The organism is Ottowia thiooxydans DSM 14619 (assembly GCF_000422885.1).
Taxonomy (GTDB): Bacteria; Pseudomonadota; Gammaproteobacteria; order Burkholderiales; family Burkholderiaceae_C; genus Ottowia; species Ottowia thiooxydans.
This window is the reverse complement of sequence record NZ_AUGX01000008.1, coordinates 184636-207463: the sequence shown is the minus strand read 5'-3', so window position 1 is coordinate 207463 and position 22828 is coordinate 184636. Positions and strand designations below refer to the sequence as shown.

Here is a 22828-nt window from a genome sequence, read left to right as displayed (position 1 = left end):
AACAATGATTGAGTTCCTTGGCCGCCTCACACCTGATCAGCAGGTGACCGCACTCTTTCTGCTCGTTTTCGGCATATTGATTTTGGCCACAGCGGCATTGTTGGCACTCTCACTGCGGGAGCGCGGCAGCGAAGATCCGGAAGAAGGCAAGCCCGGCTTCGGCCATGCTGCTGACCTCCACCACGGCCGTACCCTCCTGCGACATTCCTGGTTCATGGCGCTGGTATTTTGGTGCGCCTGGGCCTCTGGCAGTACGGCAGCCACTGTGCTTTTCGCGCTGGTTTCCTTCCTGGCGCTACGCGAATTCATTACTCTGTCTCCTACGCGGCGAGGCGATCACCGCAGCCTGGTGCTGGCGTTCTTCGTCGTGCTGCCTATCCAGTACTGGTTGGTGGGGGGAAGCTATTTCAACCTCTTCACAGTGTTTATTCCCGTCTACGTATTCCTTGCCATTCCAGTGGTGAGTGCACTGGCGGATGACCCGCAGGGTTTTTTGGAACGCACAGCCAAAGTTCAGTGGGGCATCATGGTCTGCGTATACGGACTGTCCCACGTACCGGCTCTGCTGCTTCTCAATTTTCCCGGTTGGAGCGGACGCAGCGCCTTCCTGGTCTTTTTTCTTGCCATTGTGGTGCAGACCTGCATGCTGGTACAACACTTGGCCAACCGGTATTGGCCCGGGCGTGCGCACGCGCCCAATGTCAGCTCCAGTTTTTCCTGGCGCAATTGGTTCATAGGTATTGGAGCTGGCGCCCTGATCGGCGTCATGCTGACTGGCGTCACGCCCTTCGATCTCGGTCAGGCTGCCGCGATGTCCCTGGTCGCCGGCGTGGCTGGCTCGCTCGGCCATCTGGTGATGAAAGCGCTCAAGCGCGACCGGGGAGTGACCAATTGGGGTGGCCACACGCCGTCGGTCACAGGAGCCAGCGGTTTGCTCGACCGCGTCGACGCCTTGTGCTTTGCGGCGCCGGTGTTCTTTCATTCCGTGCGTTGGTATTTTGGGATCTAGGCGCCTGGCCTTGGAAATTTGCTATAAAATGAGTAGCAAATGAGAATTCTCGGCATTGATCCCGGCTTGCGCACCACAGGCTTTGGCGTGCTTGATGTCGAAGGGTCTGCTCTCCGGTATGTGGCCAGTGGGGTCATCCAGACCTCCAGCGCTGATATCGGCAATCTCCCTGCCCGGCTAAAAATCCTCTTCGACGGAATTTGCGAGCTGAAGGCTCGCTATCAGCCCGACTCCGCCGTGGTGGAGATCGTGTTCGTGAACGTAAACCCCAAAGCCACCTTGCTGCTTGGCCAAGCGCGCGGCGCCTGCGTGACTGCTCTGGTGTCCTGCGATTTGCCGGTGGCCGAATACACCGCGTTGCAGATGAAGCAAGCAGTGGCCGGGCACGGCCGGGCCGCCAAGGAGCAAGTGCAGGCGATGGTGCAGCGACTGCTCGAACTGCCCTCAGCTCCCCGGCCAGACGCAGCCGATGCCCTGGGCCTTGCCATCACCCACGCACATGCCGGCCGCACGATTGACCGGTTGCATGCTGCCGGTCTCGCGCGCAGCACCAACAGCATGTATAGGCGTGCGCGTTGAAAAAACAAGTCAAAACTTGCAACTGAGGAATCTGCATGAATGATCAATTCAATACAGAGCGCCGCTACCAAAGCGGCTTTGGCAATGAATATGCCACCGAAGCCGTGGCCGGCGCGCTGCCGCAAGGCCGCAACAGCCCCCAGCGTGCGCCCTTTGACCTCTACCCGGAACTGATCTCAGGCACTGCCTTCACCGCGCCACGGCATGAGAATCGCCGCTCCTGGCTCTACCGCCGCCAGCCCTCCGTAGTGGCAGGCCGCTATCAAGCTTACGAGCAGAAAACCTGGCGCACTGGCGGCGACCGCACGATGGCCGTGCCGCCCGAACCTATGCGCTGGCATCCTGCGCCGCTTCCGGCCAATGTGGCCGACATCGACTTCATCGACGGTGTCCACACCATGGCGGCCAACGGCGATGCCGATTCGCAACAAGGCTTGGCAGCCCACGTGTATCTGGCCGGCCGCTCCATGGAGCGCCGGGCCTTCGTCAATGCCGATGGTGAAATACTTTTGGTTCCCCAGCAAGGCCGCTTGGTCATCACGAGCGAGATGGGCGTGCTGGAGGTCAAACCCGGTCAGATCGCCCTGATACCGCGCGGCGTGGTGTTCAAGGTGGGATTGCCCGATGGCCCCTCGCGCGGCTACCTGTGCGAGAACTACGGTGCGCATTTCCGCTTGCCTGAGCTAGGCCCCATTGGTTCCAACGGCCTGGCCAATGCGCGCGATTTCCAAGCCCCGGTAGCTGCTTTTGAGGAAGGCGAGGTCGCCTATGAGCTTGTGAAGAAATTTGGTGGCCGCTTCTGGCACGCACCCACCAGTCATTCGCCCTTCAACGTAGTGGCGTGGCACGGCAATCTTTCACCTGTGAGGTATGACACGGCCGATTTCATGACCATCGGATCGATCAGCTTCGATCACCCGGATCCGTCCATTTTTACCGTGCTCACCTCACCCAGCGACACCCCCGGCACCGCCAACTGTGATTTCGTCATTTTCCCGCCGCGTTGGCTGGTGATGGAAAACACGTTCCGCCCGCCCTGGTACCACCGCAATGTCATGAGCGAATTCATGGGATTGGTCTACGGGGAGTACGACGCCAAGCCCGGAGGCTTCAAGCCGGGCGGCGCAAGCTTGCACAACCTGATGGTGCCGCACGGGCCAGATGAGGACGCCTTCGACAAGGCCAGCCATGCAGATCTCAAGCCGCAAAAGCTCGACAACACCCTGGCCTTCATGTTTGAAAGTCGCTATCGCTTGATTCCCACTGAAAGCGCCTTGAACAGCCCCACGCTAGACACGGAGTATGCCGATTGTTGGGCGGGGTTGAAGGATCAGTTCAAGCCGGGGTGATTTTTTCAACGGGAAACGCGGAGAAATAGGGCGATGTCGTGAACACGCCCTAGGAGGCTGTCGGACTTGGAAATCGCCGGCTGCAAATGGGCCGCAGCGGTCCATTTTTCACGGTCTTTTTGACCTATAGCTAGGCTATGGGCCTGCAAATCCCATGAAAACTGTCCTCGCTGGGGCCCATTTTCGCTATCGGCGCTCCAAGTCCGACAGCCTCCTAGGTCGACCAGATCCTGGGCGCCTCGCCTTTCAAACCCCAAAGCTCCGAGCGCCAATGCGCCCACACGGTTTTCCAGAGCTGCATTGCGGGCTCCACCACCGGAGCGAGCCCGCGTAACACCAGCATATGGTCGTTAGGCGCGGTCACCCCGGCGATCAGCCCTTCCGGCGCAGACTGCAGCAGCGCATGGGTACTTTCCTGCAGCGCCTCACGCTGACCACGCGGTAAAGGCGTGCCACTGGCCAGGATCAGGTTGGCCATGCAGCGGTGCCCGGCCAAGCCCAAAGCGCCATCGAGCAGCAGCTTATCCTTTGCGGCGATCACGCCGTGCTCCAGAAAGTGCCCCGGCCACTCGATGTGTTGCGTCAGCGCGCCTTGCTCGAAGTGCTGGCCAGCCATAGGCAAGCCGAAGGCAGTGACATCCCAGGTCAGTAACTGCGCACCGTCAGCCAGCGCAAACTCCACGTGATTGGCGGCATCGCAGGCGTTATATGCAATGGCCTCAAGCGGTAGCCACTCCAGCCGCGCGCCAGGGTCAAGCTGCAAGCGCGTTCGCTGCTGCGCTTTCTGTCCGTTGCTTTTGTAAAAACGCGTGGCCCCTGGGGTCGTGACCAGCGCATGGGCGCCCTCGCCCACATGCACAGAGATGTCGAGCACATCACCCCCGACCAAGCCACCAGGCGGGTGCACAAGCACGTTGTGGCAAACAGCATGCCCTTCTGGATACAGGCTTTTGAGGACGCGTAAAGGCCCATCGTGCAGGAACTGCACTGTGGATTTTCCTTGCCGCGCTTGATAGTCAAGCGCGAGTTTTGCGTGCCATGCCATGGATCGAAAAGTGTGAGTGAGTTCGGCATGCCCGTGCAGACCACAAAAACTTCAACGTACTGCCCTGCTCTTGTTCGAACGTGTTCCTGATCACCTTGCAAGATCTACGCCGCCACTTCGGCGAGGCCGGAGCGCCGCGGCCGCGTCATGCGACAGAGGGCCTGATGGCACCATGTCGGTGCACTGACGCACCATAAGTTGGCGCGTCGAACCACCTTTGCACATTCATATCCCCTTCTTGGTGAATTCTCGCCCCAATTTCAAAAGCGACTTGGCATGGTGCTTGCGCACATCCTATGCATGGAACTCACCCCTCGCGAAAAAGACAAGCTGCTGATCTTCACCGCTGCCCTGCTGGCCGAGCGGCGCAAGGCGCGAGGCGTGAAGCTCAACTATCCGGAAGCGGTGGCTTTCATCAGCGCCTTTGTGATGGAAGGTGCGCGCGATGGACGCACGGTGGCCGAACTCATGAGCGCGGGCCGCACCGTACTGAGGCGAGAAGACGTGATGGTGGGCGTGCCGGAAATGATTCCAGACATCCAGATCGAAGCCACCTTTCCGGACGGCACCAAACTGGTCACCGTACATGACCCCATCGTTTGACCCGCCAGACACTCTTTGACTTCTCTTTCGTACGTCTTATGAAAATCAAACAACTGATCATCTCGGCGACCGCTGCGGCCTGGGCGCTACCCCTACCCGTTTTAGCGCATACGGGTACCGATGGCGGCGGCCATCATGGCCTGCTGGACAGCTTCGCCCATGCATTCACGCATCCGTTCACCGGTGCCGATCATCTGGCTGCCATGCTCGCAGTGGGAGTGTGGAGCGCTTTGACGGTGACACCTGCGTGGCGAGCACCAGCTGCTTTCGTGGCGCTGCTGGTGGCCGGTGCCCTCGCCGGCTTTGCCGGATTGTGGATACCGGGCGTGGAACCCATGATTGCCGCTTCTGTGCTGGTGCTGGGTTTGTTGGTGGCCGTTCAGAAACAGATGCCCTGGGCGGTTGCTGCGGCGCTGGCGGGCGTATTCGCGTTCTTCCACGGGGCAGCGCACGGCCGGGAACTGTCCGCAAGCAGCGGGGAGGCTGTGATCGGCGCCCTCGTTGGCGTGGCACTGGGTTCGGGAGCCTTGCATATTGCGGGCATCGTGTTGGGCCGAGCAGTGATGCAGCGCCATCAATGGCTGGCCACACTAGGTGGCGGGGCCACGGCTTTGCTGGGTGCGTTCATGTTGGCTCGATTGGCTTGACGGTGAGGCGAGCATGACTCCAGGTGAATTCTTGATAGACGAGGGCTCGCATGTCCTCAATCCCGGCCGACGCACTTTGACCCTCGTGGTGAAGAATGCAAGCGATCGCCCCATACAGGTGGGATCGCACTACCACTTCGCGGAGACCAATGCCAGCCTGGATTTCGACCGCCCCGCCGCGCGGGGCATGCGCCTGAACATTGCCAGCGGCATGGCGGTTCGCTTCGAACCCGGCCAGCAGCGTACGGTGGAGTTGGTTGATATAGGCGGTGATCGGCACATCTACGGTTTTCGCGGTTTGGTCATGGGAGCACTGAAATGAGCCAGCCTGCTTCGTACCGTTACCACTCAAGGGAAGACTTTTAAATGGCCACCATGAACAGGCGCGCCTACGCCGAAACCTTTGGCCCGACGGTGGGTGATCGCGTGCGCCTGGCGGACACCGATCTCATCATCGAAGTGGAAAAAGACTTCACCCTGGTCGCTGGCGGTTATGGCGAAGAAGTGAAGTTCGGCGGCGGCAAGACCATACGCGACGGCATGGCGCAAAGCCAGCGCACCCGTGCGCAGGGTGCGATGGACACGGTGCTCACCAATGCACTGATCATTGATCACTGGGGCATCGTCAAGGCCGACATAGGCCTCAGAGACGGCCGCGTGGCCGCTATTGGCAAAGCAGGAAATCCGGATACGCAGCCCGGCGTGGACATCGTCATCGGTCCGGGCACCGAGATCATCAGTTGCGAGGGCTTGATCGTCACCGCAGGCGGCATAGATACACACATCCACTTCATCTGCCCTCAGCAGATTGAGGAGGCTCTGGCCAGCGGAGTGACCACCATGATAGGAGGGGGCACCGGCCCTGCTACAGGCACCTTTGCCACCACCTGCACCCCCGGACCCTGGCATATGGAGCGCATGCTGCAGGCGGCCGACGCCTTTCCCATGAATCTCGGGTTTCTTGGGAAGGGCAATGCCAGCCTGCCAGACGCGCTGCATGAACAGATCAATGCGGGCGCCATTGGCCTGAAGCTGCACGAGGACTGGGGCAGTACGCCTGCCGCTATCGACAATTGCCTGACGGTCGCAGAGGAAACCGATACCCAGGTCGCGATTCACACAGATACGCTCAATGAAAGCGGCTTTGTGGAAGATACCGTGGCCGCTTTCAAGGGCCGAACCATTCACACCTTCCACACCGAAGGCGCGGGCGGCGGCCATGCACCCGACATTCTGAAGGTAGTGGGTGAAGCCAATGTGTTGCCCAGCTCCACCAACCCTACACGCCCCTACACGGTGAACACCCTGGACGAGCACGTGGACATGCTCATGGTCTGCCATCACCTGGATGCGGGTATTGCCGAAGACCTGGCATTTGCCGAAAGCCGTATTCGCAAGGAAACCATTGCGGCGGAGGACATCCTGCACGATATCGGCGCCATCAGTATGTTCAGCTCCGACAGCCAGGCCATGGGACGTGTGGGCGAAGTCATCCTGCGTTGCTGGCAAACCGCACACAAGATGAAGCAGCAGCGCGGTGCACTGCAAGGTGATGGCGCGCGAAATGACAACTTCCGCGCCAAGCGATACATTGCCAAATACACCATCAACCCCGCCATCGCTCACGGCATCAGCCACGAGGTGGGTAGCCTGGAAGTGGGCAAGTGGGCCGACATCGTGCTCTGGAAACCCGCATTCTTTGGCGTGAAGCCTGCCTGCATCCTGAAGGGCGGCAGCATCGCCATGGCAGCGATGGGCGACCCCAATGCCAGCATTCCCACACCTCAACCTGTGCACTACCGCGCCATGTTCGGCTCGTTCGCGGGAAGCAATGCGCGCGGTTCGCTCACCTTTGTCTCACAAGCTGGCCTGGCAGCAGGTATTGGCGCGCGCTTTGGGCTGCACAAGAGCTTGTCCGCGGTCAAAGGCATACGCGGCGTACAAAAGCGCCACATGATCCATAACGATCTGGCACCTCATATGGAAGTGGATGCCCAGACCTACGCCGTGCGTGCCAATGGAGAACTGCTGACTTGCGAGCCGGCAGTCAGCCTGCCAATGGCTCAGCGATACTTTCTGTTTTGAGCGCAATTCGGGCCATATGCTGAACGTCAACAAACTCCTGGCTCAAGGGCAAGGCCTTTCATCAGCCCTCATCAAACGCGCAGCCACCATAGAGCTGGATTGGGATGTGCGCCAAAAAAGCCGCTTCTCTGCGATCGATAGCCAGGGACGCAGTGTGGCCGTTTTCCTGCCGCGCGGCCAAGCCGTGCGCGGTGGCGACGTGCTGGTCGCCGAGGATGGCAGTTTGATCAGCGTATTGGCCTCGCCACAAAAAGTGCTGCGCATCACAGCCTGCGCCCAGCATGGTTCGCCCTTTGACCTGATGCGAGCTGCCTACCATTTGGGCAACCGCCATGTGCCCATAGAACTGCAGCCGGATCACCTGAAGATCGAACCCGATCATGTGCTGGCAGACATGCTGCGCGCCATGCACATGACGGTGATCGAAGCTGAACTTCCCTTCGAACCAGAAGGCGGAGCCTATGGCGGCCATGTCACCAACGACGGGCATGGCCATGGTCACGGCCACAGTCACGACCATAGCCATCAAGGGCATGGGCATGAGCACTGAGCCCTCTCCCGCGACCCTCCTTCAGCTGATGTGGCTGGCCTCGCCCGCGCTACCCGTGGGTGGGTTTTCCTACTCCGAAGTGCTTGAAGCGGCCATCGATGCTTCGCTAGTGACCACGGAAGCCGAAGCGGCCGACTGGCTGGCGCAGCAACTTCACTTAACGCAGGCACGCGGCGACATGGCTGCCATTGCGCAAGCACTTCCAGCATGGCATGAGGGCGATGTAACCCGCGTGGAAGAACTCAATGACTGGATTCTTTTCACCCGGGAAAGCAGGGAACTTCGCCTGCAAACGGAACAAATGGGCCGGTCGCTGGCTGATTGGCTGCGCAATCAACACACCAACGATGCTGAGCGCACGAGCCAGGTAGCTCGACTGGCAGCGTTGTCGCAGCAGCGGCCCACTTACCCCATCGCTTTCGCACTGGCCACAGCCTTCTCCGAGGCATCCGTGCAAAACGCTTTACTCGCCTACGCATTCGGCTGGGCAGAAAACATGGTGCAAGCCGCCCTCAAGGCCGTGCCACTGGGCCAGAGCGCAGGGCAGCGCATCCTGGCGCAGTTAGCCCACGAGATTCCCATCGCAGTCGCGCACGCCCAAGCACTCTCTAACGAAACACGCCAGGCGTTCTCACCCATGCTGGCGATTCACTCCGCCCGGCATGAACATCAGTATTCACGATTGTTCCGCTCATGACCTCTACGGCACTTCACCATATTCCTCATCGCACAAAAAAACTGCCGCCCTTGCGCGTAGGCATCGGCGGCCCTGTGGGTTCGGGCAAAACCACCATCCTTGAAATGCTGTGCAAGGCCATGCGAGACAAGTGGGATCTGATCGCCATCACCAACGACATCTACACCAAGGAAGACCAGCGCATCTTGACCGTCAGCGGCGCGCTACCCGCTGAGCGCATCATGGGCGTGGAGACCGGGGGCTGCCCGCACACTGCCATCCGTGAAGATGCTTCTATCAACCTGGAGGCCATCGACCGCATGCTGGCGCAGTTTCCCGATGCTGACATCGTATTCATTGAATCGGGGGGCGACAACCTGGCTGCCACCTTCAGCCCCGAGTTGTCAGACCTTACGATTTACGTGATTGATGTCGCCGCTGGTGAAAAAATCCCGCGCAAAGGTGGTCCGGGCATCACCAAAAGCGATCTGTTCGTGATCAACAAAACCGATCTGGCGCCCTACGTAGGGGCCAATCTGGACGTGATGCGGGAAGACACCACGCGGATGCGCACCACACGCAAGGAACTCAAGCCCTTCGTCATGACCAACCTGAAGACCTTGGACGGTCTGGATGAGGTGGTGGCATTTATCGAAAAGCAGGGGCTGTTGGTCGCCTGAAGCGCATCCCCCTCTCACTGCGCGGGCTACGCCCGCTGGCGTTCACACGCCCAGGAGCGCGGGCCTAGAGCACCCGTTCGGCGATCAATACTGCGAAGAATCCGAGCGCGGCGAGGATAGTCCACCTAAGTACAACCCAGCCGATCCGCTTGAAACGGGCATCACCGGTTGCAGCGTAATACGCAAAGCAAACTCCTGAGAACAGGAGGAAAAGCAGGATGGCCCAGCGAAACAGCAGCACGCTGACTCCTTACCAGGCACGCGCTAATTGCGCGAATCCGGCGGGGGCTTTTCTCTCATCGGGAAAAGTCACCATATCGTAGGCGTCGGGCTGCGCCAGCAACTCGCGTAGCAGTTTATTGTTGAGCCCATGGCCCGAACGGAAAGCTCCGTAGGCAGCCAGCATGGGCTTGCCTATGCAGTAAAGATCGCCAATGGCATCCAGAATCTTGTGCTTGGCGAACTCCTCGGCGTAGCGCAGGCCATCGCTGTTGAGTACTTTGAAATCATCCATGACGATGGCATTGTCGAAACCTCCGCCAAGGGCCAGGCCACTGGCCCGCATCATCTCGACATCCCGGCTGAAAGCGAAGGTGCGCGCCCGAGCGATATCGCGGCTGTAACGGCCAGAACCCATGTCAAACTCGACGCGCTGCGCAGTGGAATCCACCGCGGGGTGATCGAAATCAATTTCAAAGCTCAAAGTGAAACCGTGATGGGGGTCAAGACGAGCCCATTTCAGTTGGTCACCCTCCCCTTCACGCACTTCTACCGCTTTCTTGACACGGAGAAACTGCTTGGGAGCCTTTTGCAGCTCAATCCCAGCGCTCTGCAGCAAGTAAACAAAGGAAGAAGCCGAGCCATCAAGGATAGGCACTTCTTCTGCAGTGATGTCGATGTAGAGGTTATCCAGCCCCAGACCGGCGCAGGCCGACATCAAGTGCTCAACGGTGCGCACTTTGGCATGACCACTGGAAATAGTGGACGCCAGGCGGGTGTCAGTGACAGAAGTGGCATTGACCGGAATATCTACCGGCTCCGGCAAATCAACGCGCCTAAACACGATGCCTGTGTCTGGCGGGGCGGGGCGCAATGTCAACTCCACCCGTTCGCCACTGTGCAGGCCGACGCCCACGGCGCGGGTGAGTGATTTCAGGGTGCGTTGCGAAAGCATGGCGCTATTTTAGGTTTTCCAACAAAGACGCTCGGCACTTGGGTGAATTCAAAGAAAAATGACAGGGCTTCCGCCGTCGCGAAAGCCACTGTCATTTGTCATTGCCAGCGATGCACAACACCTGCACAACGCCTTAATGCCTTACCAGGCCCAACAATTAGTCGGCTTGCTTGCGCAGGAAGGCTGGAATCTCGAAATCATCCATACCACCCGAAGACAAGGCGTCAACCCGTGCAGCAGCGTGGGTACGATCCGGTGGCTTACGCCAGACGCTCGGGACGCTCATCTGTCCGTAGTCGTGGGGATTGCCAACACCCATTCCGTTCGCGGAGGGCATGGAGAACGGCACGTTGTCGGTACCCGTACGCAGACCGCCCTGCACCACAGTGATGGGCTGACGGCGCACGCCTTGGCGTGACAAGCCTGTAGCTACCACCGTCACGCGGATGGCCTCGCCCAGGCTGTCGTCGTAGGCAGCGCCGTAGATGACGTGAGCATCTTGTGAGGCATAAGCACGGATCGTGTTCATGGCTTCGCGCGATTCGCTCAGTTTGAGTGAACCCTTGGCGGCCGTGACGAGCACCAGCACGCCTTTGGCGCCGGAGAGATCGATCCCTTCCAGCAGCGGGCAGGCCACAGCTTGCTCAGCGGCAATACGGGCGCGGTCCGGACCGTTGGCCACTGCGGTTCCCATCATGGCCTTGCCAGGCTCACCCATCACGGTACGTACGTCTTCGAAGTCGACGTTCACATGGCCGTATTCATTGATGATCTCGGCAATGCCGCCCACTGCGTTTTTCAACACGTCGTTGGCGTGAGCGAAAGCTTCGTCCTGAGTGACTTCGTCGCCCAGCACTTCGAGCAGCTTTTCGTTGAGCACCACGATCAGCGAATCAACGTTGGCTTCCAGTTCGGACAAACCCGACTCGGCGTTGGTCATGCGGCGCCCGCCTTCCCAATCGAACGGCTTGGTCACCACACCGACGGTGAGAATGCCCATGTCTTTGGCAATGCGGGCGATCACTGGCGCCGCGCCAGTTCCCGTACCGCCGCCCATGCCTGCTGTAATGAACAGCATGTGCGCGCCGCGAATGGCCTGGCGAATGTCGTCGCTGGCTGCTTCAGCTGCCTCGCGGCCTTTATCAGGCTTGCTGCCCGCGCCCAGGCCACTCGTGCCGAGCTGGATGCTGGCGTAAGCCTTGGTGCGACCCAGAGCTTGCGCATCCGTATTGGCGCAAATGAACTCCACGCCCTGCACGCTGCGCGAGATCATGTGATCGACGGCGTTGCTGCCACCGCCGCCAACTCCAATCACCTTGATCAGGGTGCCTGCGTGAAATCCGTCCGTTTCAATCATCTCGATGCTCATGATGTCACTCCTTGCCTGCAGTTGCCGTTAATTGGGAAAAATTGAATTTGTTTTTTTTCATTGACCTGATGCTCTTTACTCGGGGGCCCAGGTCGGAGGCCCCGTGCTTTGATGCTTGGTGGCTCGTGGGGTCATCAGAAATTACCCACAATGAAATCTTTGATGCGGCCAAATGCGGTTTTCATGCCACCGCTCTTTTGCGCCACTTTGAAACCGCGCAGGCGAGCCTGCCGGGCTTCTTCCATCAAGCCCATGACGGTGGCGGCTCTTGGTTGTGCCACCATGTCTGACAAAGCCCTGGAATACTTGGGAATGCCGCGCCGCACAGGCTTGAGGAAGATGTCTTCCCCCAACTCGAGCATGCCAGGCATGACGGAGCTGCCACCAGTCAGCACCACACCGGAGGACAGCACTTCCTCGAAGCCCGATTCACGAATCACTTGCTGTACCAGCGAGAAAATTTCTTCGACGCGAGGCTCGATAACGCCGGCCAGTGCCTGTTTGGACAACATGCGTGGCGTGCGATCGCCCAGCCCCGGTACCTCTACCTGGGTTTCTGCGTCGGCCAACAGCTGTTTGGCAAAACCGTGCTCGACCTTGATGTCTTCGGCATCCATGGTGGGCGTACGCAAGGCCATGGCGATATCACTGGTGATCAGATCGCCTGCAATCGGGATCACTGCGGTGTGCCGAATTGAACCTCCGGTGAAGATGGACACATCGGTTGTGCCGGCACCGATATCGACACACACGACGCCCAATTCGCGCTCGTCATCAGTCAGCACGGCCTGAGCCGATGCCAACGGGTTGAGCATGAGGTGATCGACATCCAGCCCGCAGCGGCGCACGCACTTGATGATGTTCTCTGCTGCGCTTTGCGCACCCGTGACGATATGCACCTTGGCCTCCAGGCGCATACCGCTCATGCCCACAGGCTCTCTGACATCTTGACCGTCAATGACAAATTCCTGAGGTTCGACCAACAACAAGCGCTGGTCACTCGAAATATTGATGGCCTTGGCGGTCTCCACGACTCGCGCGACATCCGCAGGGGTAACTTCCTTGTCCTTGACCGCGACCATTCCGCTCGAATTGATGCCGCGGATATGGCTGCCGGTGATGCCGGTGTAGACGCGTGCAATCTTGCAGTCGGCCATCAACTCAGCCTCTTTCAAAGCTTGCTGAATGCTGGCGACCGTAGCGTCGATGTTGATCACCACACCTCGCTTCAAGCCGTTGCTGGGCGCCACGCCCAATCCGGCGAGTTTCAGGTCGCCGCCGGGCAATACCTCTCCCACCACCACCATGATTTTGGCGGTGCCGATATCGAGGCCGACGATCAGATCCTTGTACTCTTTTGCCATCTTTTCACCAGTGTTTCTTTTGCTTTTCGCTTCATCTCATCGCTTGGGCCGCACGGGCTTTGGCTCAGGCTTGCCCGTCGCCACGCCGCGCAAGCGCAGCGCGTAGCCGGATATATGCCGTAGATCGGCGAACTCAATCGCCTCTACGCCGCGTTGGTGCCGTGCTGCGACATCCCCCACCGTGCTGGCGAACTGCGTTAACCGGGCTTTCAATTCCTCCGCCGATCCTTGCCCCAACTCCAGGACGGCACCGTTCTCCAGTTCCGCGCGCCAGTTTCCGCGTGCCTCCAGCGCAAGCTCTTCCACTGGCTGACCCAGCGGTTTGAGCAGCGGCGCTAGAAGACGGTACATCTGCAGCAATTCCGAAGCACGACCCTCCGGACCAAGCAATCGAGGCAAGCCTTCTTCCTCAGCGTCGTCAGCGACGGCTTCGAAAACCTCACCCTGCGCGTTGACCATGTGCGTGTTGTCTTCGCCCCAAATGGCAGCAGGCACATGCTCTTGCAAAGTCACGTTGAGCTGATCAGGAAAGACGCGTTGCACCATGGCTTTGCGAACCCAGGGAGTCGACTGAAAAGCCGCACGCGCCGCATCCAGATCAAGCGTAAAGAAATTGCCTGCCAGACGCGGGGCCACATTGGCCCGCAGACTCGCCGAACTGTTATGGGTGGTATCGCCTTCGACGGTAATGCGGCCAATCGCAAAAGCGGGGTTGCGCATGACCCACCACAAGCCTGCGGCCAGGCACCCCAGCACCAAGGCCGTGGCCAGGATGGAGGTGGTCAGGTTCATCAACCTGACGTCCAGCGGCAATGGCATGGCCGTATTCATGCAGCCGATCCTTGCGCTTGCCTGGCGGGGTAATCGAGCGTTGCCGATTCGAGCAGGTGGAGACACAAATCTTCGTAGCTGATCCCGACGGCCTTGGCGGCCATGGGCACCAGCGAATGGCTGGTCATGCCAGGTGCTGTGTTGATCTCCAGCAGATAAGGTTTGCGGGTGACCCCATCGATCATGACATCAAGCCGCCCCCAACCGCGGCAGCCGAGCACTCGGTACGCCTTGAGCACCAGGGACTGAATAGCCTCCTCCTCGCCTGGCGGCAGACCGCAAGGCACCCGATATTGCGTCGAGTCGGTGAAGTACTTGTTCTGGTAGTCGTATTGGCCTTCAGGCGCCACGATATGAATAACGGGAAGTGCACATGCGCTATCACCCGTCCCCAACACTGCGCAGGTGACTTCATCTCCCGAAATGAATTGCTCGCACATGATGTCAGCATCCATGGCGGAGGCAGCATTGATAGCCCCCTGCACTTGCGAGTGATTCACAACCTTGGTCACCCCGAGTGACGAACCTTCGCGCACGGGTTTGACAATCAGAGGCAAGCCCAATTCACCAGGCAAGGCGAGCACCTGCTCGGGAGTGCATTGCCCCTTTTGCAGCAAAACGTGACGTGGGGTGGAGAGACCTTCGGCTACCCAGACGCGTTTGGTCATGGCCTTGTCTATGGCCATGCTCGAAGCCAGCACGCCAGCACCGGTATATGGAATGCCCAGCAATTCCAGAGCGCCTTGCACCGTGCCATCTTCACCGTAGCGGCCATGTAGCGCGATGAAGCAGCGAGCAAAGCCCTCACGGCGCAATTCATCCATGCCACGTTCGGCCGGATCGAAGGCGTGGGCATCAACACCACGGCTTCGGAGCGCGGCCAGAACGCCGGCGCCGGACATCAGCGAAACCTCGCGTTCCGCTGACTGGCCACCCATCAGGACAGCCACTTTTCCGAGTTGAACAATGCTTGTCGTCATGATGGATTGATAACGTTCGAATTATGCTCTATTTTTTGTAGCAACTCAACGATTTTCCCCGGTATGGCGCCTATAGAACCGGCCCCCATACACATCACGACATCACCACCGCGCGCGTGCTCGACCGCAAAAGCAGGAAGATCAAATACGTCAGCTACAAAGACCGGCTCGACCTTGCCCGCCACGCGCAGTGCCCGCGCCAGCGAACGGCTGTCAGCAGCGACGATGGGCTCTTCACCGGCGGCGTACACCTCGGTCAGCACCACTCGATCGGCGGTGCCTATGACACTGACAAAATCATCAAAGCAGTCGCGCGTGCGGGTGTAGCGATGCGGCTGGAACGCCAGCACCAGGCGGCGGCCAGGGAACGCGCCGCGCGCCGCCGCCAACGTGGCAGCCATCTCCACCGGGTGGTGTCCGTAATCGTCGATGACCGTGAAAGTGCCGCCGCCTTTTGCAGGCAGGTCTCCATAGTGCTGAAAGCGCCGGCCAACCCCCTTGAATTCGGCCAACGCTTTCTGCACGGCCGCATCAGGGACATTGAGCTCAACCGCCACCGCGATGGCAGACAGTGCGTTGAGAACGTTGTGCTCGCCCGCCAAGTTGAGCACCACGGGAAGATCAGGCAGTTGCACGCCGTTACGGCGTTGAACTGTGAAATGCATCTGCCCTTGCACGGCGCGCACATCCACGGCACGAACCTGCGCGTCTTCCGCAAACCCATAAGAAGTGACGGGGCAGGCCAGGGTGTCTGCGATCTCGCGCACCGCTGCACTCTCCAGACAAAGGATGGCCGTGCCGTAGAAAGGCATGCGGTGCAGGAAATCTACGAAGGCCTTCTTCAGACGATTGAAGTCGTGGCCGTAGGTTTCCATGTGGTCGGCGTCGATGTTCGTGACCACTGCCATCACGGGCAGAAGATCCAGAAATGACGCGTCCGACTCATCCGCCTCGACCACGATGTAGTCACCTGCTCCCAGGCGCGCGTTGGCCCCGGCACTATTGAGCCGCCCACCAATCACGAAGGTAGGGTCGAGCCCGGCTTCAGCCAACACGCTGGCGACCAGACTGGTGGTGGTGGTCTTGCCGTGTGTGCCGGCAATTGCAATGCCCTGCTTGAGTCGCATCAACTCAGCCAGCATCATCGCGCGTGGCACCACCGGAATACGCTTTTCCCGGGCTGCCAATACTTCAGGATTGTCTGCCTTGACCGCTGTAGAGGTCACCACCGCATCAGCACTTTCAGTGTTCGCAGCGTCATGCCCCACAAACGTCTTGATGCCAAGCGCTGCCAAGCGTTGCAAGGTGCTGCTGTCTGAAAGATCAGAGCCGGAAATCTTGTAGCCCAGGTTGTGCAAGACCTCGGCAATACCACTCATGCCAGAGCCGCCGATGCCGACGAAGTGGATATGGCGAATGGCGTGCTTCATGCGGCCAACTCCTCACAGGCCGTGACGATGTTCTCGACGGCGTTCGTTTTTCTCATTATTCTGGACTTTTCCGCAAAGGAAAGCAGCGTGGCCCGGTTGGTGCCCTGCAGCAAATCGGCAAGCACCTGGGGCGTCAGATCACGCTGCTGGATCAACCAGCCAGCACCTTGGTCGACCAGGAACTTCGCGTTAGCGGTCTGGTGGTCGTCCACGGCTGCGGGGAATGGCACAAACAGTGCGGCTGCACCAATGGCCGCAATTTCGCTCACCGTGGTGGCGCCGGCGCGGCAAATCACCAGATCAGCTTCTGAATAAGCACTGGCCATATCGTCTATGAAAGGAACAAGCGTCGCTTCAACACCAGCCTTCTCATAGGCCGCGCGCAATTCATCGATCTGCTTGGCCCCGCTCTGATGTGTGACGACGGGTCGCTGTCCGGCGCCCAGCATGGCCAGCGCCTGAGGCACCACTTCATTCAAGGCTCTAGCGCCCAAGCTTCCGCCCACAACCAATACACGCAGTGGGCCACTTCGTCCGGCAAAACGCTCTGAAGGTGCGGGGCCCTGCGTGAACGCTGCGCGCAGGGGATTGCCCACCCACTGCACTTTTCGCGCCTTGGGCAGCACTCCGGGAAACGCTGTGAACACCCGATCCGCGATGCCCGCCAAAAACTTGTTGGCCATGCCCGCTATCGAGTTTTGCTCATGCAAGACGAGAGGCTTGTTCAGGGCCACGCCCATCATGCCGCCTGGGAAGGTGATGTATCCGCCAAAGGCCACCAACACGTCTGGCTTGACCCGACGGATCACACCCATGCTTTGCCCGAACGCCCTGAGCAGACGCAGCGGAAGCAGGAAAAGTGTCTTCGCGCCCTTGCCGCGCACACCACCAAACACCACTGGCTCGAAGGCATAGCCGCGAGGCGGAACCAGTTGCTCTTCCATGCTTCCCGGCGCGCCCAGCCAGTGCACACGCCAACCGCGCTCACGCAACTCATCGGCGACCGCGAGACCTGGGAAGATATGCCCTCCAGTGCCTCCGGCCATCACCAGCGCGCACTTGTTGGAGGAAGCCTTGATCACAGCGCTCATGCCCGCCCCCCACGCATCAGTTGGCGGTTCTCTACGTCTACTCTCAGTACGATGGCGATCGCCACCAGGTTCGCCAAGATGGCCGAACCTCCATAGCTCATGAAGGGCAGCGTCAGCCCTTTGGTCGGCAAGGCACCCAGGTTCACACCGATATTGATGAACGCCTGAAATCCCATCCACAAGCCGATACCTTGCGCGACCAGACCGGAAAAGACCCGATCGAGAGCAATCGCCTGACGGCCAATGTGCATGATGCGCCTGGTCAACCACATGAACATGCCGATCACACACACCACCCCGATGAGGCCGAACTCTTCGCCGATCACGGCGAGCAGGAAGTCGGTATGGGCTTCGGGCAGCCAGTGCAGCTTTTCAATGCTGCCACCCAGGCCAACGCCGAATATCTCACCCCTGCCGATCGCAATCAAGGAGTGCGAGAGTTGATAGCCTTTGCCTAGCGCGTGCACCTCGCTCCATGGATCGAGATAGGCGAAGATCCGCTCACGCCGCCATTCAGAAGAAGCAATCATCAATGCGAAAGCGACCACTAGGACAGCGGCGATGAGAAAGAACATGCGCGCGTTCACACCGCCCAGGAACAAGATGCCCATGGCGATGACCGCAATCACCATGAAAGCGCCCATGTCTGGCTGAGCCAACAACAGCAGACCCACCACGCCCACCGCAACCCCCATGGGCAGTACCGCGCGAAAGAACCGCTCCTTCACATCCATCTTGCGGACCATATAGTCAGATGCGTAAAGCAACACGGCCAGCTTGGCGACCTCGGACGGCTGGAAATTCATGGGGCCGAGTGAGATCCAACGACGAGCGCCATTGATGACACTGCCCACGTGAGGGATCAGCACCGCTATGAGCAACGCGAGTGCCACCACAAAAAGCCAGGGAGCGGCTTTCTCCCACCAGTCCATGCGCACCTGGAACGTAATCAGCGCCGCCACAAAGGCAACGCAGATCCACAAGGCGTGGCGATAGACGAAGAAATTGGGCCCAAAGCGCGCAAAGCGCGGGTTGTCAGGCATGGCGATAGTGGCCGAGTACACCATCACCAAGCCCCATGCCAGCAGAAACAGGCAGGCCCAGATAAGCGCTTGATCAAACCCCAGGACACGCGTGGGAGTATTGGCCGTGCGGGCGTATTCCATACCGCCAATACGCACTGGCAGATGCTCACTGGCCGCTCTCGCGGCACGGCGCTTGCGGCCCTTGGGCTCAATCACGGGCGATGGCTCGACGGCGGCGTTCATGCCGGCACCTCCATTTCCACCCCTTCGGCGTGCGCGATCTCCCGCACTGCGGTACAAAACGCATCTGCGCGATGGCCGTAATTTCGGTACATATCCAGGCTGGCACAAGCTGGCGAGAGCAGTACAGCATCACCTGCTTGCGCGTGCTCACGGGCAAGCGCCACCGCTTGCTCCATATCGGCGGCATCCATGAGCGGCACGCCAGTTCCCTCCAATGCGGAGCGGATCAGGGCTGCATCTCGCCCAATCAATACGACCGCACGCACGAAGTGCCCCACGGGATCTGCCAGCGGGGAGAAATCCTGTCCCTTGCCGTCCCCTCCCAAGATCACGACGAGCTTCCGATCAGCACCCAAACCATTGAGCGCCGCCACGGTGGCGCCCACGTTTGTACCCTTGCTGTCGTCGAAATACTCCACATCACCCAACAGACCGATGGATTCCACTCGGTGCGGCTCACCACGGTATTCGCGCAGGCCGTACAACATGGGAGCCAATTGGCAGCCGCAGCTGACTGCCAGGGCCAGTGCAGCCAAGGCATTGACAGCGTTGTGGCGTCCGCGAATGCGCAGTGCATCCACGGGCATCAACCGCTGCAGATGAATTTCCTCGGCGGCGTCTTTGCGACGCCGCAAAGTTTCGTCGGCTTCAAGCGCACGCACCAGCCAAGCCATGCCGTTGACGACTTCGATGCCGAAGTCTTCAGGCGCGAGAGGCAGTCCGGCTCCAAATGTCAGGACCGGGCGCTGAGGCAGGCGGGCCGCTTTACCAGTGGGAACTGGAGGCCGGAGCGCAGCGACCAAAGGGTCGTCACGATTGATGATCATCACGCCGTTGGCACCGAAAATCTTCGCTTTCGCCGCGGCGTAGGTGGCCATGTCGCCATGCCAGTCGAGGTGATCCTGCGTCAAGTTCAGCACGGTGGACGCGGTAGGTTCAAAGTGCGCCACCGCGTCGAGTTGGAAGCTCGAAAGCTCAAGCACCCAGACCTCTGGCAGAGCGTCCTGATCCAGCGCCTGGCCAAGCATATCGAGCAGAGACGGGCCAATATTGCCTGCCACCACGACTGACTTTCCAGCGCGCTCCACCAATTGACCTGTGAGCGAAGTCACCGTGGTCTTGCCGTTGGTTCCTGTGATGGCCAGCACGGAAGGCTCGTAAGCGCGCTCGGCTTTCAGGTGTTCCAACGCCTGAGCGAAAAGGGTCAACTCGCCCTCCACTATCAAGCCGCTCTCACGCGCGGCCGCTGTGAGCGCAGCCAGCTCAGATGGCGCAAGACCTGGGCTGCGATAGATCGCGTGAAACCCTTCTTCTCCTATCAACCCAGCATCCAAAGGACCCGCAATGAAGTGAGCTCCCGGAATTTCTGCCCGCAACTCTTCCAGTTGTGGGGGTGCTTCGCGCGTGTCAGCCACCGACACTTGCGCCCCATGACGCGCGCACCAACGAGCCATGGCCAAACCAGAAAGGCCCAGACCCAGGATCAGGATGCGGCGATCTTGCAGGAGGGTGTTCATTACCTGAGCTTCAGTGATGACAACCCCACCAGGCAAAGCAGCATGGTGATGATCCAGAAACGAATAACGACCTGAGTCTCAGCCCAACCGCTTTTCTCAAAATGGTGGTGCAACGGCGCCATCTTCAGCAACCGGCGGCCTTCGCCATAACGCCGTTTGGTGAACTTGAACCAAGCCACTTGCAACATGACCGAAAGAGCTTCCACCACAAAGATGCCACCCATGACGGCCAGCACTATTTCCTGGCGCACGATAACGGCAATAGTGCCAAGCGCACCACCTAAAGCAAGCGCGCCTACATCGCCCATGAACACTTGCGCTGGATGGGCGTTGAACCAGAGGAAGGCCAAACCGGCCCCCGCCATGGCGGCGCAGAAAATCAGCAGCTCGCCAGTGCCTGGAATATGGGGAAACAACAGGTAGCGGGCATAGACCGAGCTACCAGTGACATACGCGAAAATTCCCAGTGCCGAGCCGACCATGATGACCGGCATGATCGCCAAACCATCCAGGCCGTCAGTCAGGTTGACCGCATTGCTGGAGCCCACGATCACGAGGTAGCTCAGGATCACAAAGCCCAGCACACCCAGCGGGTAGCTCACTTCTTTGAAGAACGGCACCATCAGCCCCGCAGCGTGCGGCAGATCAATGGTGAAGCCTGAGCGCATCCAAGCCACAAACAACTCCAGCACGCGCTCGTTCGAACTCTCCGAAATACTGAACACCAGGCAAAGCGCAGCCAACAAACCGATGATGGATTGCCAGAAATACTTCTCGCGCGAACGCATGCCTTCAGGGTCTTTGTTGACCACCTTGCGCCAGTCATCCACCCAACCAATGGCGCCAAAGCCAAAGGTAACCAGCATCACAATCCAGACGAACCGGTTGGATAAGTCGAACCAGAGCAAAGTCGAGATGGCAATAGAGATCAGGATCAGTACGCCACCCATGGTTGGCGTACCTCTCTTGCTCAGATGCGTTTCCATGCCATAGCCGCGGATAGGCTGGCCGATCTTGAGCTCAGTCAGGCGGCGAATCACAAACGGGCCAGCCAGAATGCCAATCAGCAGCGCGGTGACGGCCGCCATCACAGCCCTGAAGGTGATGTACTGAAAGACGCGGAAAAACCCGAATTCGGGTGACTGCGCCTGAAGCCACGTGGCAAGGCTAAGCAGCATGGGTGCCCTCCACTTGCGCATCAGCAGGCGTTGCGAGTGCTTGCACCACGCGTTCCATGCGCATGAAACGCGATCCCTTCACAGCAATGCTGACGCATTGCCCCATAGATGTGCGCACGGCGTCTATCAATTCCGTGATGTCCTTGAAATGCCGGCCGCCACCAAAGCCCATGGCAGCGTGTATGGCCAAAGGCCCGTGGGCGAGCAGACGCTCAATGCCGCGCTCGCGCGCATAGGCTCCCACCTCGGCATGGAATGCCGGGCCTTGGTCACCGACTTCACCCATATCGCCCAGCACCAGCAGACGTGGGCCGGGCAGTTCGGCCAGTACGTCGATGATGGCGCGTACCGAGTCAGGGTTAGCGTTGTAGGTATCGTCCACCAGTGTGATGGCACGTCCGCGTTGGCGCAAAAGCAAGGAGCGCGTACGACCCTTGACTGGACGAAACGCGCTGAGTCCTTGCGCCATGGCTTCCACCGGTGCACCAGCCGCTGCCGCACATGCCAGCGCGGCCAGCGCATTGGCTACGTTGTGGCGGCCAGGCATATGCAACTCGAAGCGCACTTCGCCCGACGGCGTGGCGGCATTGATCTTCCAGTGATCGGCCAACCATTCTGCTGACGTGGCATGCACCGCAGCGCCCGAGTCCTTCGCCCCGAACAGGGACTGCCGGCGCCCCTCAGACAGGGAACGCCAAAGGCTTTCAAACGAATCGCCTGCCGGAAACACTGCGGTTCCATGAGCTTGAAGCGCCCCGAACACCGTGCCGTTTTCAAGCGCCACTGCCTCCACGGAAGCCATGAATTCCAGATGCTCACGCTGAGCGTTGTTGACCAGTGCCACCGTGGGGCGCGCAATAGCCGCGAGCGTAGCGATTTCGCCCGGGTGGTTCATACCCAGCTCCACCACCGCCACCAGGGAAGAGGCGCGCAGGCGCAATAAGGTCAGCGGCAAGCCGATGTCGTTATTGAAGTTGCCCTCCGTCGCCAGCGCGGCCTCGCCACGCCACGCGCTCAGGATGCCGGCGATCATCTGCGTCACCGTGGTTTTGCCATTGCTGCCGGTCACCGCAATCAGCGGCAGATCAAATTGGTTACGCCATCCAGCAGCCAGCGCGCCCATCGCCGCCCGAGCATCAGGCACCAGCAAGCCAGGCAAGCCCGCAGCGTGCAAAAGCGCTTGCGCTTCTGTATTGCAAAGCGCGGCCACGGCCCCTTTGGCCTTGGCCTCCACAAGAAATTCAGCGGCGTCGAAACGATCACCCTTGATGGCGACGAACAAGTCACCCGGCGCTAACGTGCGGGTATCTGTATGCACGCGTGCCACTTGCACGGTGCCATCACCGGCGACCTGCGCGCCTGGAATCCAGGCGGCAGCTTGGTCAAGGCGCAAATTCATAGTG

22 protein-coding genes and 1 pseudogene are annotated in these 22828 nt (G+C 59.8%); 10 read left to right on the top strand and 13 right to left on the bottom strand.

The window, feature by feature from the left end; all coding sequences use genetic code 11:
- Window positions 1-4: 4 nt before the first annotated feature.
- From G518_RS0104660 to hmgA, 3 genes are read left to right on the top strand one after another with little or no spacing between them, the layout of a single operon-like run.
- The gene (locus G518_RS0104660; RefSeq protein ID WP_028601541.1) at window positions 5-1009 is read left to right on the top strand and encodes a phosphatidate cytidylyltransferase; all 1005 of its coding nucleotides are present in this window, start codon (window positions 5-7) and stop codon (window positions 1007-1009) included.
- Window positions 1010-1048: 39 nt separating this feature from the next.
- The gene (gene ruvC, locus G518_RS0104655) at window positions 1049-1588 is read left to right on the top strand and encodes a crossover junction endodeoxyribonuclease RuvC (protein ID WP_028601540.1); all 540 of its coding nucleotides are present in this window, start codon (window positions 1049-1051) and stop codon (window positions 1586-1588) included.
- A gap of 35 nt (window positions 1589-1623) precedes the next feature.
- Window positions 1624-2937, top strand: a complete 1314-nt coding sequence (hmgA, locus tag G518_RS0104650; RefSeq protein ID WP_028601539.1) for a homogentisate 1,2-dioxygenase — start codon at window positions 1624-1626, stop codon at window positions 2935-2937.
- A gap of 214 nt (window positions 2938-3151) precedes the next feature.
- Here the strand turns inward: hmgA and G518_RS0104645 are convergent, their stop codons facing one another.
- Complete coding sequence (locus G518_RS0104645; RefSeq protein ID WP_028601538.1) at window positions 3152-3982, bottom strand: urease accessory protein UreD; 831 nt, start codon at window positions 3980-3982, stop codon at window positions 3152-3154.
- Between the two features lie 300 nt (window positions 3983-4282).
- On the opposite strand from G518_RS0104645, the gene G518_RS0104640 reads away from it, so the two are divergent.
- The 7 genes and pseudogenes from G518_RS0104640 (at window position 4283) to ureG (ending at window position 9223) form a co-directional block, all read left to right on the top strand.
- Window positions 4283-4585: an urease subunit gamma gene (locus G518_RS0104640; protein ID WP_028601537.1), complete on the top strand. Its 303-nt coding sequence runs from the start codon at window positions 4283-4285 to the stop codon at window positions 4583-4585.
- Window positions 4586-4623: 38 nt separating this feature from the next.
- Entirely contained in the window at window positions 4624-5232 is a 609-nt protein-coding gene (locus G518_RS0104635; protein WP_028601536.1) for a HupE/UreJ family protein, read from the top strand.
- A 13-nt stretch (window positions 5233-5245) separates the two neighbouring features.
- Complete coding sequence (locus tag G518_RS0104630; RefSeq protein ID WP_028601535.1) at window positions 5246-5554, top strand: urease subunit beta; 309 nt, start codon at window positions 5246-5248, stop codon at window positions 5552-5554.
- A 44-nt stretch (window positions 5555-5598) separates the two neighbouring features.
- The gene (ureC, locus tag G518_RS0104625; protein ID WP_028601534.1) at window positions 5599-7317 is read left to right on the top strand and encodes an urease subunit alpha; all 1719 of its coding nucleotides are present in this window, start codon (window positions 5599-5601) and stop codon (window positions 7315-7317) included.
- A 16-nt stretch (window positions 7318-7333) separates the two neighbouring features.
- Window positions 7334-7864, top strand: a pseudogene (ureE, locus tag G518_RS0104620) (urease accessory protein UreE); the annotation flags it as partial.
- Window positions 7851-8564, top strand: coding sequence for an urease accessory protein UreF (locus G518_RS0104615; RefSeq protein ID WP_028601532.1), 714 nt, complete (start codon window positions 7851-7853; stop codon window positions 8562-8564). The pseudogene ureE and the gene G518_RS0104615, both read left to right, overlap by 14 nt.
- Entirely contained in the window at window positions 8561-9223 is a 663-nt protein-coding gene (ureG, locus tag G518_RS0104610; protein ID WP_028601531.1) for an urease accessory protein UreG, read from the top strand. The genes G518_RS0104615 and ureG overlap by 4 nt, the downstream gene beginning before the upstream one ends.
- A gap of 64 nt (window positions 9224-9287) precedes the next feature.
- Here ureG and G518_RS40335 read toward each other — a convergent pair whose 3' ends face one another.
- The 12 genes from G518_RS40335 to G518_RS33885 all read right to left on the bottom strand — a co-directional run bounded on the left by G518_RS40335 (window position 9288) and on the right by G518_RS33885 (window position 22824).
- A complete protein-coding gene (locus G518_RS40335) occupies window positions 9288-9464 on the bottom strand; it encodes a hypothetical protein (RefSeq protein ID WP_169457895.1) in 177 nt (58 codons plus the stop codon).
- A gap of 9 nt (window positions 9465-9473) precedes the next feature.
- On the bottom strand, window positions 9474-10397 hold the full coding sequence (lpxC, locus tag G518_RS0104600) for a UDP-3-O-acyl-N-acetylglucosamine deacetylase (RefSeq protein WP_028601530.1): 924 nt from the start codon (window positions 10395-10397) through the stop codon (window positions 9474-9476).
- Window positions 10398-10554: 157 nt separating this feature from the next.
- On the bottom strand, window positions 10555-11766 hold the full coding sequence (gene ftsZ, locus G518_RS0104595; RefSeq protein WP_028601529.1) for a cell division protein FtsZ: 1212 nt from the start codon (window positions 11764-11766) through the stop codon (window positions 10555-10557).
- Window positions 11767-11900: 134 nt separating this feature from the next.
- Complete coding sequence (gene ftsA, locus G518_RS0104590; protein ID WP_028601528.1) at window positions 11901-13130, bottom strand: cell division protein FtsA; 1230 nt, start codon at window positions 13128-13130, stop codon at window positions 11901-11903.
- 36 nt (window positions 13131-13166) lie between these two features.
- Entirely contained in the window at window positions 13167-13961 is a 795-nt protein-coding gene (locus G518_RS33890) for a cell division protein FtsQ/DivIB (protein ID WP_036593579.1), read from the bottom strand.
- A complete protein-coding gene (locus tag G518_RS0104580) occupies window positions 13958-14941 on the bottom strand; it encodes a D-alanine--D-alanine ligase (RefSeq protein WP_028601527.1) in 984 nt (327 codons plus the stop codon). The genes G518_RS33890 and G518_RS0104580 overlap by 4 nt, the downstream gene beginning before the upstream one ends.
- Window positions 14938-16371: a UDP-N-acetylmuramate--L-alanine ligase gene (gene murC, locus G518_RS0104575; RefSeq protein WP_028601526.1), complete on the bottom strand. Its 1434-nt coding sequence runs from the start codon at window positions 16369-16371 to the stop codon at window positions 14938-14940. The genes G518_RS0104580 and murC overlap by 4 nt, the downstream gene beginning before the upstream one ends.
- Window positions 16368-17462: an undecaprenyldiphospho-muramoylpentapeptide beta-N-acetylglucosaminyltransferase gene (murG, locus tag G518_RS0104570; RefSeq protein WP_028601525.1), complete on the bottom strand. Its 1095-nt coding sequence runs from the start codon at window positions 17460-17462 to the stop codon at window positions 16368-16370. The genes murC and murG overlap by 4 nt, the downstream gene beginning before the upstream one ends.
- Window positions 17459-18730, bottom strand: a complete 1272-nt coding sequence (gene ftsW, locus G518_RS0104565) for a putative lipid II flippase FtsW (RefSeq protein WP_028601524.1) — start codon at window positions 18728-18730, stop codon at window positions 17459-17461. The genes murG and ftsW overlap by 4 nt, the downstream gene beginning before the upstream one ends.
- Window positions 18727-20247 carry a UDP-N-acetylmuramoyl-L-alanine--D-glutamate ligase gene (gene murD, locus G518_RS0104560; protein WP_028601523.1) on the bottom strand — a complete coding sequence of 507 codons (1521 nt, stop codon included), beginning with the start codon at window positions 20245-20247 and terminating at the stop codon, window positions 18727-18729. Before murD ends, ftsW begins: the two co-directional genes overlap by 4 nt.
- Window positions 20247-21425, bottom strand: a complete 1179-nt coding sequence (gene mraY / locus G518_RS0104555; RefSeq protein ID WP_028601522.1) for a phospho-N-acetylmuramoyl-pentapeptide-transferase — start codon at window positions 21423-21425, stop codon at window positions 20247-20249. The genes murD and mraY overlap by 1 nt, the downstream gene beginning before the upstream one ends.
- Window positions 21415-22824, bottom strand: coding sequence for a UDP-N-acetylmuramoyl-tripeptide--D-alanyl-D-alanine ligase (locus tag G518_RS33885; RefSeq protein ID WP_036593577.1), 1410 nt, complete (start codon window positions 22822-22824; stop codon window positions 21415-21417). The genes mraY and G518_RS33885 overlap by 11 nt, the downstream gene beginning before the upstream one ends.
- Between the last annotated feature and the right edge of the window lie 4 nt (window positions 22825-22828).

Excerpts from the sequence above, each read along its gene's own strand:
- G518_RS0104660 (WP_028601541.1), top strand. The coding sequence starts at position 5 with ATGATTGAGTTCCTTGGCCGCCTCACACCTGATCAGCAGGTGACCGCA.
- lpxC (WP_028601530.1), bottom strand. The coding sequence starts at position 10,397 with ATGCTTTCGCAACGCACCCTGAAATCACTCACCCGCGCCGTGGGCGTC.
- ureG (WP_028601531.1), top strand. The coding sequence starts at position 8,561 with ATGACCTCTACGGCACTTCACCATATTCCTCATCGCACAAAAAAACTG.
- G518_RS0104640 (WP_028601537.1), top strand. The coding sequence starts at position 4,283 with ATGGAACTCACCCCTCGCGAAAAAGACAAGCTGCTGATCTTCACCGCT.
- ftsW (WP_028601524.1), bottom strand. The coding sequence starts at position 18,730 with ATGAACGCCGCCGTCGAGCCATCGCCCGTGATTGAGCCCAAGGGCCGC.
- G518_RS0104630 (WP_028601535.1), top strand. The coding sequence starts at position 5,246 with ATGACTCCAGGTGAATTCTTGATAGACGAGGGCTCGCATGTCCTCAAT.
- ruvC (WP_028601540.1), top strand. The coding sequence starts at position 1,049 with ATGAGAATTCTCGGCATTGATCCCGGCTTGCGCACCACAGGCTTTGGC.
- G518_RS0104635 (WP_028601536.1), top strand. The coding sequence starts at position 4,624 with ATGAAAATCAAACAACTGATCATCTCGGCGACCGCTGCGGCCTGGGCG.
- ftsA (WP_028601528.1), bottom strand. The coding sequence starts at position 13,130 with ATGGCAAAAGAGTACAAGGATCTGATCGTCGGCCTCGATATCGGCACC.
- G518_RS0104645 (WP_028601538.1), bottom strand. The coding sequence starts at position 3,982 with ATGGCATGGCACGCAAAACTCGCGCTTGACTATCAAGCGCGGCAAGGA.
- ftsZ (WP_028601529.1), bottom strand. The coding sequence starts at position 11,766 with ATGAGCATCGAGATGATTGAAACGGACGGATTTCACGCAGGCACCCTG.
- mraY (WP_028601522.1), bottom strand. The coding sequence starts at position 21,425 with ATGCTGCTTAGCCTTGCCACGTGGCTTCAGGCGCAGTCACCCGAATTC.
- hmgA (WP_028601539.1), top strand. The coding sequence starts at position 1,624 with ATGAATGATCAATTCAATACAGAGCGCCGCTACCAAAGCGGCTTTGGC.
- G518_RS0104580 (WP_028601527.1), bottom strand. The coding sequence starts at position 14,941 with ATGACGACAAGCATTGTTCAACTCGGAAAAGTGGCTGTCCTGATGGGT.
- ureC (WP_028601534.1), top strand. The coding sequence starts at position 5,599 with ATGGCCACCATGAACAGGCGCGCCTACGCCGAAACCTTTGGCCCGACG.
- G518_RS33890 (WP_036593579.1), bottom strand. The coding sequence starts at position 13,961 with ATGAATACGGCCATGCCATTGCCGCTGGACGTCAGGTTGATGAACCTG.
- murC (WP_028601526.1), bottom strand. The coding sequence starts at position 16,371 with ATGAAGCACGCCATTCGCCATATCCACTTCGTCGGCATCGGCGGCTCT.
- murG (WP_028601525.1), bottom strand. The coding sequence starts at position 17,462 with ATGAGCGCTGTGATCAAGGCTTCCTCCAACAAGTGCGCGCTGGTGATG.
- G518_RS0104615 (WP_028601532.1), top strand. The coding sequence starts at position 7,851 with ATGGGCATGAGCACTGAGCCCTCTCCCGCGACCCTCCTTCAGCTGATG.
- murD (WP_028601523.1), bottom strand. The coding sequence starts at position 20,247 with ATGAACACCCTCCTGCAAGATCGCCGCATCCTGATCCTGGGTCTGGGC.
- G518_RS33885 (WP_036593577.1), bottom strand. The coding sequence starts at position 22,824 with ATGAATTTGCGCCTTGACCAAGCTGCCGCCTGGATTCCAGGCGCGCAG.